The sequence below is a fragment of the Serratia sp. Tan611 genome, from assembly GCF_905188235.1.
GTDB lineage: Bacteria > Pseudomonadota > Gammaproteobacteria > Enterobacterales > Enterobacteriaceae > Serratia_B > Serratia_B rhizosphaerae.
Genome location: NZ_LR994655.1, coordinates 1,155,943 through 1,168,383, shown reverse-complemented (window position 1 = coordinate 1,168,383; position 12,441 = coordinate 1,155,943). Strand labels below are relative to the sequence as shown.

Below are 12,441 nucleotides of genomic sequence, written 5' to 3'. Positions count from 1 at the left end.
CACAGGCCATTAGAACGGACGTTCAGCCAGGTTTAGCCCCTGCGTACACGGAAAAAAATGAAGAGAACACAAAGAGTGCCAACGCCGTATTGGAAATGGCGTAAAATGGAAAAATAATAGAGTAAACGGTAAGAATTTATGCATATCACCTTGGCATGTACCCTGGAAAAGGCACCAGCCTCAGCAGATCAATTAAAAAACGTCATTAATGAGAAACGTACAGAACTGGCTCCCTTACTCACCAGCGAGCTGCGCTATTATTCTGAAAATGCGCGCTATGTCGATGGTTCATTAGAAATACTTGATATTCAAAATTTGTCCGGCCTAGATTATTCAATGAGTTATCGTTACCAGTGGCACATTTTTAATGCCTGTCTGGATATCAATACACAAGAAACCGTCAACGGCAGCGTTCGATTCACCCAGGTTCCACAAGGATTAATTTTTGATATAATCGATAACACGCCTCCGTCACCTGCCGATGAATTGTAAGTTTACGTAATAATGACAGGCCGAACGCGGCGAAATGTTTTATATTTAAAATATCTGGAATAATTGATGCAACAGCGAGAAAATCATCTCGTCGCCGGATTAACTTGATGTTTCATGCCAGGCAACGGCGTTGCGGTTTCAAACGTAAAGGGGTTATACGGAAAGCTTATATGCCCTAAATAATTCGAGTTACAGGAAGGCGGCAAGGGAACAAATCCCGATGGACCTGCTCAGGTAAGTGATTCGGGTAACCGAGTGCGTCAACATAGCTGCAACTTGAAGCATGCCGGGTATAAACTGTATCCGTTAATGACATCAATCCATCTACTCACCAAGTGCGGTCACCCAGAAATTAAGATTTGCGGAGGAGATGATATGGATGAGTACTCGCCGAAACGGCATGATATTGCTCAACTCAAATTCTTGTGTGAAAATTTGTACGATGAAGGCATCGCGACGTTGGGCGACAGTCACCACGGCTGGGTCAACGATCCGACATCGGCCGTCAACCTGCAACTGAATGAACTGATCGAACATATTGCTTCGTTTGTGATGAGTTATAAAATAAAATACATGGATGAAAGTGATTTTTCAGAATTGGTCGAAGAGTATCTCGACGATACCTACACGTTATTTAGTAACTACGGTATTAACGATTCCGATCTGCGCCGTTGGCAAAAAACCAAACTGCGATTATTCAGAATGTTCTCAGGAGAGGTTTGCTGTACGAAAATGAAAACTTAGGGGATAATTACCCCCAAATATTTAACTGTTTAAATAAGATTAATGACTATAAGGCTATCATGACAAAAACCGACTATCTGATGCGTTTACGTAAATGCACCACTATAGATACTCTTGAGAGAGTGATTGAAAAAAACAAGTACGCGCTATCCGATGATGAGCTAGAACTGTTTTACTCCGCAGCCGATCACCGTCTGGCGGAACTCACCATGAATAAGCTGTACGACAAAATCCCAACGTCTGTTTGGAAATATGTAAGATAATCAGTCGTTCAACTGCGTTGAGCCGATGCCGCTATCGGCCTCAATGATAAATCCCCTTTGGCTATTTTCTTATTTTTAACCGTCTCGGTTTTGACATTGAAAGTTCTGCAGGATTAATTGGAAGCACTCTTCAATTAATGGTGAGCGTATTCCCTGCCTGGCGCGCATCAGTGCGACGCTGCGGCTCAGCAACGGCTGTTGTAAATGGACCAGCGCTAATTCATCATCATGCAAATGCGTTGTATACAACTGCGGCAAAATGGCCACCGCTAATTGCGAACGCACCAGCCCATATAAGGTCTCCAGAAAATCGACCTGATAACGGGGGGTGAAATTAAGCCGATGGGTTTCCGCCAGCGCCGTCACCAACCGGCTGACGTTCCCTTTGGAAAAGAGCGCAATATCCCGGCCGATTAACTGTCGCCAGGGCACATGATGAGATTCCGCCAGGGGATCGTCGCGGTGCGCCACCACGATAAACGGGTCTTCCAGCAACGGGTGAATTTCCAGCGTCGCCGGTACCGAACGGTCAAGAGCGCCAATGCCGAAGTCAATCTGCCCGTTGTCCAACTGCGTCAATAAAGAATCATTGGTCTGATCGTGATATTCCACGCGCAAACGGGGAAAATACTGCATCAATAATTGCGGCACCGCAGGAAACAAAAGGCTGCCCACCGACGGCACCAGGCCGATACGCAGCGTACCGTCGCCCCCGTCCAGCATAATTTTCTGCATATCATCAAACGACGCCTGCGCCACATTCAGCAATCGTTCGGCATGCGGCAAAATCGCGGCTCCCAGCTCGGTTAATGTCACCGCTGACGCGGTGCGATTGACCAGCCGTCCGCCCAGCACCGATTCTATCTGTCGTAACGCACTGCTCAGCGCCGGCTGACTGATCGCCAAGCGGTGCGCGGTATCGGTAAAATGCCGCAGCCTGGCCAGTGTGACAAAATACTGAATCTGTTTCAGGGAAAGCGCGGGAAGCCGGCGCCAGGGTTCAAACATCGCAACTGTCCGCCACATTACGGGGTAAACGTTTGCTACAGCATAAACGTTTCTTATCGCGCGATAAAATAAATCATCTGTGCAAACTCCGCGCTCCCCCCTAGAGTAACAACCCTGTCATTTTTCAGGGTAATTATCATGGCCTCCTCCTCCGTCAGCCTCCACGAACGTCAACGCGCCATTGCCGCCGCGCTGGGGAAAACGCCGTTCGATCTGTTGCTGACCAACGCCCGCATCGTCGATATGGCTACCGGCGAAATTCGCCCGGCCGATATCGGCATCGTCGGCGTGCTGATTGCCAGCGTACACCCCTGCGGCGCCTTCTCCGCCGCACACGATACGCATGATTTAAACGGCGCCTATCTCAGCCCGGGGCTGATCGATACCCATGTGCACGTTGAAAGCTCCCATTTACCGCCAGCGCGCTACGCGGAAATCGTTGTCGCACAAGGCACCACCACCATCTTCTGGGACCCGCATGAGCTGGCCAACGTACTCGGCGTCGCCGGCGTACGTTACGCCATTGACGCCAGCCGCGATCTGCCGCTGCGGGTCATTTGCGCAGCGCCGTCCAGCGTGCCGTCAACGCCCGGGTTGGAGATGTCCGGGGCGGATTTTGCCGGCCAGGAAATGGAAACCATGCTGGGCTGGCCAGAGGTGGCCGGCGTCGCCGAAGTGATGGATATGCACGGCGTGCTCAACGGCAGCGAACGGATGATGGAGATCTTAAGCGCCGGCCTCAACAGCGGCAAACTGATTGAAGGCCATGCCCGCGGCCTGAGCGGTGCTGAGCTGCAGGCGTACCTCGCTGCCGGCGTCACCTCCGACCATGAGCTGACCTCGGCTGATGACGCACTGGAAAAACTGCGTGCCGGCCTGACGCTGGAAATTCGCGGCTCTCACCCTTATCTGCTGCCGGATATCGTCGCGGCGCTGAAAACCCTACCGCACCTGTCGTCCCAGATCACCGTCTGCACCGATGACGTTCCGCCGGATACGCTGCTGGAAAAAGGCGGCATTATCGCCCTGCTGAATATGCTGATCGAGCACGGCCTGCCGGCGACTGACGCCCTGAGGATGGCAACGCTTAACGCCGCCATCCGCCTGCAACGCAACGATCTGGGGCTGATCGCCGCCGGGCGACGCGCCGATCTGGTGGTGTTTGACACACTGGAACAGCTTTGCGCCCGCCGGGTATACGTTTCCGGGCGCTGCAGCGCCCAGCACGGCAAAATGCTGACGCCGGTGGCCGACAATCCGCAGCTCAGCGTACCGCGCGATACCCTGCGCCTGGCGCCGCCGGCGGCACAGGCGTTTGTCCTGAAGGTGCCAAACATCAGGCACGGGCAGGCCACGCTGCGCCATATCAAAGGCGCGCGCTTTACCCAGTGGGGTGAAACCACGGTGGAGGTGCGTGACGGCCAGGTACAGCTGCCGGCCGGCTTCAGCCTGATCTGGGTGCAGCACCGTCACGGTCGCCATCAGGCGATACCGCAGCTGGCGCTGCTGGAAGGCTGGGGAGAGCTGCGCGGCGCCATCGCCACCAGCTACTCTCACGACTCGCATAACCTGGTGGTGCTGGGGCGCGATCCGCAGGATATGGCGGTTGCGGCCAACGCGCTGATCGCCAGCGGCGGCGGCATGGCGCTCAGCCAGAACGGCGAAATACTGGCGCAGGTCGCCATGCCTATCGCCGGTATGCTGTCGGATCTGCCACCGGCCGAACTCGCGCAGCAGTTCAAAAACCTGCGCGACCTTAGCGCCAAAATCGCCGACTGGGAACCGCCCTACCGGGTCTTCAAAGCCATCGAGGGCACCTGTCTGGCCTGTAACGCCGGGCCGCACCTGACCGATCTTGGTCTGACCGACGGCACCACGCGCCAGATTGTCGATCCGCTGGTCGCCTGCTGGGAAACGCCGGCCTGAAAATAAACATAATAATGATGATGCCTACCCGGCCGTCACGGTTCGGGTTACAAAACAGGAGAGCCTTAAATGGCCGATAATTCAGTGAATGCTCCAGCACCGGGGAGCTGGTTACAACGACGTTTTCAACTGCACGCCCGGCGCAGTACGGTTAAAAGCGAGTGCCTGGCGGGCGTCACCGGTTTTCTGGCGGCCGCCTACCTGCTGGTGGTGATCCCCGGCCTGCTGGCGGTTGGCGGCATGGATAAAGGCGCGGCAACCACCGGTACGATTTTGGTCTTTGTCGCCGGTACGCTGCTGATGGCGTTTTACGGCAACCTGCCGTTTATCGTCGGGCCGGGCATCGGCGGTTCGGTGCTGGTCGGCGTGACGCTGGCCGGCAGTGAGGGCATCAGCTGGCAGATCGGGCTGGGGATCGCCTGCTGGTCAGGTATCCTGTTTTTTGCGCTGACCCTGTTCGGGCTGCGGGAAGTGGTGACCCGTTCCGTACCGCAGTCGATAAAGCTAGGTCTGACCGCGTCAATCGGCCTGTTCGTCGCCGTGCTGGGCTTTCGTAATGCCGGGCTGGTGCTGGCCAACGCCAAATCCAACGCCCTGATGCTGGGGGATTTCACCGCGCCGGGCGCGCTGGTGGCGCTGGCCGGGCTGTTTTTAGCCATCGCCCTGCAGGCAAGAAAAATTCCCGGCGCTATCCTGTGGGCGATACTGTTCGCCACGCTGATCGGCATTCCGTTCGGCGTCACCCAATTGCCCGCCCGTTTTATCGCCGCGCCGCACGCGCTGACGCCGGTTTGGGCGCAGGTGGATATGCTGGGGGCGCTGAATATCGCCTTCCTGCCGTTCCTGTTCGTCTTTTTCGCCTCCGAGTTCTTCTCTACCATGGGCACCACGCTGGCGGTCGGCGGCGAAGCTGGTCTGCTGGACGAACACGGCAATATGCCGCAGATCAACCGCCCCTTTATGGTGGACTCCATCGCCGCCGCGCTGGGTCCCTGGGTCGGTATTCCGGCGGCAACGGCGCTGATCGAATCTTCCGCCGCCGCTGAAGCCGGCGGTAAGACCGGGCTGACCTCGCTCGCCGCCGCCGTCATGTTCCTGCTGATGCTGCTCTTTACCCCGGTAGCGTTGATGATCCCCAAAGAGGCGACCGCCCCGGCGCTGATTTTGATCGGGTTGAATATGTTCAGCGGGCTGCGCAAGGTCGATTTAGCCAACTTTACCGACGGCCTGCCGGTGCTGATGATGGTGATGATCACGCTGATCGCCAACAGCTTCGGCACCGGAATCGCCGGCGGGCTGCTGTTTTATATCATTATCAAGGCGATCGCCGGGAAATGGCGCGAGGTGCCGGCAGGCCTGTACTTGCTGGCAATCCCGCTGGTCTACTACTTCGCTACGCTGGTCAGGCATTAATCTCAGCGGCATCGGCGCAGGCCGATGCCGTGGTTTAATACTGCGGCGCCGCCTGCAGCACACCACGGTTATCCCGCCATACGGAAAGTTGCACGGCAAAATCGCGCCGGTGAGGAGCGATGTAATTTTTCGCCTTACTGGCCGAATAGAGTTCGACGGCAACGTTGTATGCCCGGCCCGGCGTAAACTGATAGCCCTGCGTGGGCACGCAATCATCCGCCGACACGGCCAGCCGCCCGCTGTCGTTTTCCCCGAACCGCTTATCCATTTTGTGGCTGACGTTGCCTATTTCCTCAATATAAATAGCACCGATCGTTTCATCACCTTCCGGTTGCACCCTGATGCATACCTGATTCGCTACGACGCTAACTGCGGCCCGCTCCATTGGCGGCCGCGGATCGCCCAGTTGACAGCCAGACATCGTCACGGCCAACAAACACAAGAAAGATTTCTTCATCGCAGGTTACCTTTGGGTAAAAAGCGTGGCGCTATAAGATGATTTTCTTCAGCCGCTGTCAATCCGCGTAAAACTAACATTTTCACGTTAATTCATTGCATTACATGTTTTTTAAACCAACGTATTTGGGAGAGGATGACTGATAGCGGACAAGGGCGGCAACGAAACACAGGGCGGAGACTGCGGCATATTTACAGCGGTAAGAGGGCCATGAGGCCCTCTAATTCCAAGCGGGGTTATAGACTGCGCTCTAAGGCAACATAGCGCGCTTCTTTCTTCTGTTTCATACGCCAGAACAGCCACAGCATAATAAACCACGCCGGCGTGGCGATAAGCGCCTTCCGGGTATCCGGATCAAACAGCATGATGAAGATGGTAAAGGCGAAGAACAGCAGCGTCACCCAGCTCATCAACACGCCCGCCGGCATTTTAAACATCGACCGCTCATGCAGTTCGGGGGACTTTTTGCGGTATGCCAGATAGGCGATCAGGATCATCATCCAGCTGTACACCACCATAATCGCGGCCAGCGTCGAGACGATGGTAAACAGCGTCATCACGTTGGGCACCAGGAACAGCAACAGCGTGCCGCTTAACATACAAAAACAGGAGAACAGCAGGCTGCGCACCGGGATGCGCGTGGTGCGCGACAGGATGCGAAACTGCCCGTGGGCATGCTTTTCCACCGACAGGCCGTACAGCATACGCGTACTGGAATAGACGCCGCTGTTCGCCGACGACATTGCCGACGTCAACGCGACAAAATTAATCATCGCCGCCGCCGCGGGCAAACCGGCCTTGTCAAACAGCGTCACAAAAGGGCTGCTATCCGGCGAGATCCCCGGCCATGAGGTCACGCCGATAATCACAATCATCGACAGCAGATAAAAAATAATAATCCGCAGCGGCAGCGAGTTAATGGCGCGCGGCAGGATCTTCTGCGGATCTTTGGTTTCCGCGGTCATCGTCCCCAGCAGTTCAATACCGGTGCAGGAGAAGATCGCAATCTGAAAGCCTGCCAGAAAACCGGTGATGCCATGCGGCATAAACACCTGCGGATCGGTGATATGCGTCAGCGAGGCCTGCACGCCGTCCGGCGATGTCCAGCCGGAGGCAATCATCCAGCCGCCGGTCAGGATCAGCGCGATAATGGTGATAACCTTGATCAAGGCGAACCAGAACTCCGCCTCGCCAAACATTTTCACCGACAGCAGGTTAAACAGGCACAGCAGGCCAAGAGTGAATAACGCCGGGATCCAGGCCGACATTTCCGGAAACCAGTACTGCATATAGCTGCCGCACACTACCACGTCGGCAATGCAGGTCACCACCCAGCTCAGCCAGTAGGTCCAGCCTAAAAAGAAGCTGGCCTGCGGGCCGAGGTAATCACCGACAAAATCGGCAAACGAGCGGTAGTCCAGCTTTGACAGCAGCACCTCCCCCATCGCCCGCATCACCATATAGGTAAAAAAACCGACCAGTACATAGATAAGCAGGATCGACGTGCCGGAGATGGCGATATTTCTGCCCGCCCCCATAAACAGGCCGGTGCCAATCGCGCCGCCAAGCGCGATCATCTGGATATGACGCTCACCGAGGCCGCGCGTCAGTTTCTGCGGGGCAGACGTCGTCCGCCCTTCAGGTTTATGCTGTGTCATGGCTATTCCTTCATCAATCTGGCAAAGCGAGATGCGGCGCGGCAGGGCGCAGCTGCAAACAGGTTGGTGATAGCGCAGTCAGCCAGGCGTAACGTCGCCGACCGCGTGATTCATTTCCGGCACCCTAGCGCTGGAAATCATAGATTGAGCCAAGGCGTAAAATTTGCGTGAGCTCGTCAAGCGCCTGCCGCACCTCATACAACAGGTGGGGATCGGCCAGGTCGCGGGCGTGCAGCCGGTCGCGATAATGTTTTTCGACCCACTGCGTCAGGCGGTGATAGCGTTCATCATTCATCAGACTGGCGGCGTTGACGGCGGACAGTTCGGCATCGTTCAACGCCACCCGCAGGCGCAGGCACGCCGGCCCGCCGCCGTTGCGCATGCTCTCACGCAGATCGAATACCGCAACTTCATCAATGGGCGAGCGTCCGTCGCGCGTCAGATCGCTGAGGTATTCCCAGACGTTGGCGCGCTGGCGACACTCTTCCGGCACCACGATCAGCATTTTCCCGTCCGGCTTGCTGAGCAACTGGCTGTTGAACAGGTATGAGGCCACCGCATCCTCCAGGCTGACCCGCTCCTGCGGCACCTCGACGTTGATAAACGGCAGTTCCAGCGCGTCGGCTTTTTCGCGCAGCGCCGCCAGCACCTCTTGCTGATTCAGAAACGCATGCTGATGATGGAACAACACGTTACGGTTACTGACCGCAATCACATCGTTATGGAATACCCCGCTGTCGATGGCCGCCGGGTTCTGCTGCGCATAAAGCGTGTATTCCGGCTTCAGTTGATGCAGTCGCGCCACCGCCTGACAGGCCTCCAGCGTTTGACGGGCCGGATACCTGACCGGTGCCGGCCCGCCGCCAAAGGCGCGCCGGCCGTAAACGAACAGCTGCAGCCCCTGCTGGTTATAGTTCTGACACAGCCGGTTATGGTTGGCCGCACCTTCATCGCCGAAGTCGCTCTGCTGCGGCAGGGCCGCGTGATGGCAGAAGTAACGCTCATCGGCGAAGGTGGCGCGCAGAATCGCCGAGGTGACCGGCGCTTCCTGCGCACGGTGCAGTTTGTTATTCAGGTTGGCGACGGTGAAGTGCAGTTTGCCGTCCGCACTGTCGGCCGACGGGGAAACCGTGGCGGCATTGGCGGTCCACATCGATGAGGCCGAACTGTAGGCCGACAGCAGCTGCGGCGCGTCAGCGGCGGCGCGCTGCACAATCTGCGCATCCGTCCCCTGAAAGCCCAGCGCGCGCAACGCGGCAACATTGGGCCGCGGCTGCGGCGGCAGAATGCCCTGAATATATCCCCGGTCTGCCAGCGCTTTCATTTTATGCAGCCCCTGCAGCGCCGCCTGACGGGGGTTGGACAGCCCGTCGCGGTTGTTCTGCGAGGCTTCATTACCGACGGAAAGCCCGGCATAGTGATGCGTAGGCCCGACCAGGCCGTCAAAGTTGGCTTCAGCGCCCGACATCCACTGCGTTTTTACGGTCATAAGCGTCTCTTTCCTAAGGGTTAAGTGTGAGCACGTGGAGCGGGTCCCGTTCGCCGCTTTGCAGCGCATCCAGCAACGGCTGGCCAAGCGTCTGCGCTTCTTCCGCCGCGATCAACAGCGCGCGGAAATGGGCAAACTGGTTATTAGCGACAATCACCGGCGATGTCGGATCGAGCGTCAGCTGATGCGCCGACGTACGTTGCACGCGGCGAATCGCCTTGAGCTTATCGGTTTCAGCCTCCAGCACCGGGCCGGCATCAAAAATATCGACCGACCCCTGCCAACTGAATCCCTCTTTTTCCAGGATCGCCCTGGCCGGCGCCGTTTGCGTGTGCACCTGCCCGATGGCTTGCCTGGCGCTGTCCGGCAGCAGAGAGACGTAAATCGGGTAGGACGGCATCAGTTCGGCAATGAAAGTTTTCATACCGCTGCCGCTGAGGCGGTCTGCTTCGGCAAAAGGAATAGCAAAAAAATGGTGGCCCAGCGCATCCCAGAAAGGCGAATGGCCGTTGTCATCAAGCAGCCCGCGCAGTTCGGCAAAAATATGGGAGGAAAACCAGCTCCTGAAGGCTGAAATAAACAGGAAGCGCGCCTTGGACAGCAGCAGCCCATTACGATTTTTTTGATATTCCGGATCGAGGAACAGGGTGCAGAGTTCGCTGTGGCCGGTATGGTCATAGCTCAGATTGAGGAGTTCAAGGTCCTTATACACGCCCAGCTCTTTCGAGGCCCGCACCGTACGCTGCAGGCGGAAGTTATAGAACGGCTCATCCAGCCCTACCGCAACTTCAATCGCGCTGACGCCCGCCACGCACGCGCTCTCGGTGTCTTCCAGCACGAACAGAAACCCTTGCTGAGCGCGCGGTAACTTGCCGGCGAAGGTATCGATACTGCGGCGAATGCGTGCTTCCAGCCGCGCCCTGTCATTGGGCAACGACGTCAGCCCGACGCCCGCGCGTGATGCCAGCCGCATGATGCCATTCAGATCGTCTTCCCGAACGGGTCGAAAAATAATCACTACTGCGCTCCCTAACCAAGCTGACGGAACGTGGCAACACGTCCGGCAGGAATAAAAAAAGCGGGTAAAAAGCACCAACCGCGTCTTCGTTCCCCCCTATTGCATCGCGCTCCTTTCCATGATGAATGCCCACAGTCAACCCGCCGGCGGCCCGGGTAAACGGGACGCTGCATACGTTTTTTAATGCACGCCTACCCGTTGCGCTGAGAGAAAAATTCATCGCGACTGAGAGGGAACAGGAAAAACCAGACGGTTAGCAGGTCATTACCAATACCTTTTTGGTTGCGTACCTTAATGCTGTGTCTGCTAACGAAATAAAGTCAATACGAAATAACATCAATTTATTCACTTTTTGATAACCTTCAATATTCTGAAAAATAGACATAATTTCACACTTTATTCACTAAATAGCGCACAAATTGAATAAATATGCGGTACTTATGGGCAATAGAAATGACTTTTTATTCACTTAATCATGCTGCCCGGCGGCTTAAATCCAGTTATTTCCTCTGCCGGGAGATAGCATATTTTTAAAATAGTGTTAACGTTAAGCGCGTACCGTTCATTGCACTAACTTTCCACGTCTACACAACATAATTTTTGGTAAAACAGGCCTATTATGGAAAAGTTATCTTACGCTTCCGAAAGCTCCACCTCTCCTTGGGTAACCTATCTGCGCCAAATCGACCGCGTCGCGCCCCATCTGGGTGACCTGGCCCATTGGATCGAAACGCTGCGCCACCCTAAGCGCGCGCTGATCGTCGATATTCCGCTGCAAATGGATGACGGCACCATCCGCCATTTCGAGGGCTATCGCGTACAGCACAACCTGTCGCGCGGCCCGGGCAAAGGCGGCGTGCGTTATCACCCCGATGTGGATCTCAATGAAGTGATGGCGCTTTCAGCCTGGATGACCATCAAGTGCGCAGCCTTGAACCTGCCGTACGGCGGCGCCAAAGGTGGTATCCGCGTCGATCCTTTCTCCCTGTCTGAAGGGGAACTGGAGCGGCTGACCCGCCGTTATACCAGCGAGATCGGCCTGATTATCGGCCCGCAGAAAGATATTCCCGCACCGGATGTCGGCACCAACGGCAAAGTGATGGCCTGGATGATGGATACCTACTCCATGAACCACGGCACCACAATCACCGGCGTGGTGACAGGTAAACCGATCCACCTGGGCGGCTCTCTCGGCCGTGAAAAAGCCACCGGCCGCGGCGTATTTATTACCGGCTGCGAAGTCGCCAAACGTTCCGGCATTGAGATTGAAGGCGCCAAAATCGCGCTGCAGGGCTTCGGCAACGTGGGCAGCGAAGCGGCTCGCCTGTTTGAGAAAGCGGGCGCACGCATTGTGGCCGTACAGGACCACTCGGCAACGCTGTACAACGAAGCCGGCATCGATTTAACCGAGCTGACCGTCTGGCAAGCCGAAAGCAAACAGATTGCCGGCTTCCCTGGCGCGCAGGAAATTGCCAAAGAGGAGTTCTGGACGCTGCAGATGGATATTCTGATCCCGGCGGCGCTGGAAGGACAAATCACCCGCGAACGCGCGGAGAACCTCAGCTGCAAACTGGTTCTGGAAGGCGCCAACGGCCCAACCTACCCGGAAGCGGATGACGTACTGGCCGAGCGCGGGATCCTGGTGGTGCCTGACGTAATCTGTAACGCCGGCGGGGTAACGGTCAGTTACTTCGAATGGGTGCAGGATATGGCCAGCTTCTTCTGGAGCGAAGAGGAAATCAACCAGCGCATGGACAAAATCATGACCGACGCTATCGCCCACGTGTGCGATAAAGCCGAAGAAAAGAACTGTTCACTGCGTACCAGCGCCTATATCGTCGCCTGCGAACGAATCCTGCTGGCCCGTAAGGACCGCGGTATTTATCCGGGCTGATCGGCAGCGTGCCGTAAGACTGCCAGCAAGGGCGCGGACCGCGCCCTTTTTTGATCTCCCCATTAGGCAGAAAAACATA

11 protein-coding genes are annotated in these 12,441 nt (G+C 56.4%); 6 read left to right on the top strand and 5 right to left on the bottom strand.

Annotated elements, in window-relative coordinates; translation table 11 throughout:
- Positions 1-138 precede the first annotated feature (138 nt).
- The 3 genes from TAN611_RS05440 to TAN611_RS05430 all read left to right on the top strand — a co-directional run bounded on the left by TAN611_RS05440 (position 139) and on the right by TAN611_RS05430 (position 1,499).
- Positions 139-492 carry a hypothetical protein gene (locus TAN611_RS05440; RefSeq protein ID WP_203067373.1) on the top strand — a complete coding sequence of 118 codons (354 nt, stop codon included), beginning with the start codon at positions 139-141 and terminating at the stop codon, positions 490-492.
- A gap of 375 nt (positions 493-867) precedes the next feature.
- Positions 868-1,236 carry an Hha toxicity modulator TomB gene (tomB, locus tag TAN611_RS05435; RefSeq protein WP_105230044.1) on the top strand — a complete coding sequence of 123 codons (369 nt, stop codon included), beginning with the start codon at positions 868-870 and terminating at the stop codon, positions 1,234-1,236.
- Positions 1,237-1,295: 59 nt separating this feature from the next.
- Positions 1,296-1,499, top strand: coding sequence for an HHA domain-containing protein (locus TAN611_RS05430; protein ID WP_015671220.1), 204 nt, complete (start codon positions 1,296-1,298; stop codon positions 1,497-1,499).
- A gap of 75 nt (positions 1,500-1,574) precedes the next feature.
- Here TAN611_RS05430 and TAN611_RS05425 read toward each other — a convergent pair whose 3' ends face one another.
- Positions 1,575-2,507, bottom strand: a complete 933-nt coding sequence (locus TAN611_RS05425; protein WP_187043539.1) for a LysR family transcriptional regulator — start codon at positions 2,505-2,507, stop codon at positions 1,575-1,577.
- A gap of 138 nt (positions 2,508-2,645) precedes the next feature.
- Between TAN611_RS05425 and TAN611_RS05420 the strand changes: the two genes are divergently transcribed.
- On the top strand, positions 2,646-4,433 hold the full coding sequence (locus TAN611_RS05420) for an adenine deaminase (protein ID WP_203067372.1): 1,788 nt from the start codon (positions 2,646-2,648) through the stop codon (positions 4,431-4,433).
- Between the two features lie 69 nt (positions 4,434-4,502).
- A complete protein-coding gene (locus TAN611_RS05415) occupies positions 4,503-5,846 on the top strand; it encodes an NCS2 family permease (protein WP_203067371.1) in 1,344 nt (447 codons plus the stop codon).
- Between the two features lie 34 nt (positions 5,847-5,880).
- Here TAN611_RS05415 and TAN611_RS05410 read toward each other — a convergent pair whose 3' ends face one another.
- From TAN611_RS05410 to astA, 4 genes are all read right to left on the bottom strand, one after another.
- Positions 5,881-6,303, bottom strand: a complete 423-nt coding sequence (locus TAN611_RS05410) for a putative T6SS immunity periplasmic lipoprotein (RefSeq protein ID WP_187043541.1) — start codon at positions 6,301-6,303, stop codon at positions 5,881-5,883.
- Between the two features lie 236 nt (positions 6,304-6,539).
- Positions 6,540-7,961, bottom strand: a complete 1,422-nt coding sequence (locus TAN611_RS05405; protein ID WP_111737625.1) for an amino acid permease — start codon at positions 7,959-7,961, stop codon at positions 6,540-6,542.
- A gap of 124 nt (positions 7,962-8,085) precedes the next feature.
- Positions 8,086-9,429, bottom strand: a complete 1,344-nt coding sequence (gene astB / locus TAN611_RS05400; RefSeq protein ID WP_105233223.1) for an N-succinylarginine dihydrolase — start codon at positions 9,427-9,429, stop codon at positions 8,086-8,088.
- Positions 9,430-9,463: 34 nt separating this feature from the next.
- Positions 9,464-10,465, bottom strand: a complete 1,002-nt coding sequence (astA, locus tag TAN611_RS05395; protein ID WP_232251669.1) for an arginine N-succinyltransferase — start codon at positions 10,463-10,465, stop codon at positions 9,464-9,466.
- Positions 10,466-11,087: 622 nt separating this feature from the next.
- On the opposite strand from astA, the gene TAN611_RS05390 reads away from it, so the two are divergent.
- A complete protein-coding gene (locus TAN611_RS05390) occupies positions 11,088-12,362 on the top strand; it encodes a Glu/Leu/Phe/Val dehydrogenase (protein WP_105230037.1) in 1,275 nt (424 codons plus the stop codon).
- Positions 12,363-12,441: the final 79 nt, after the last annotated feature.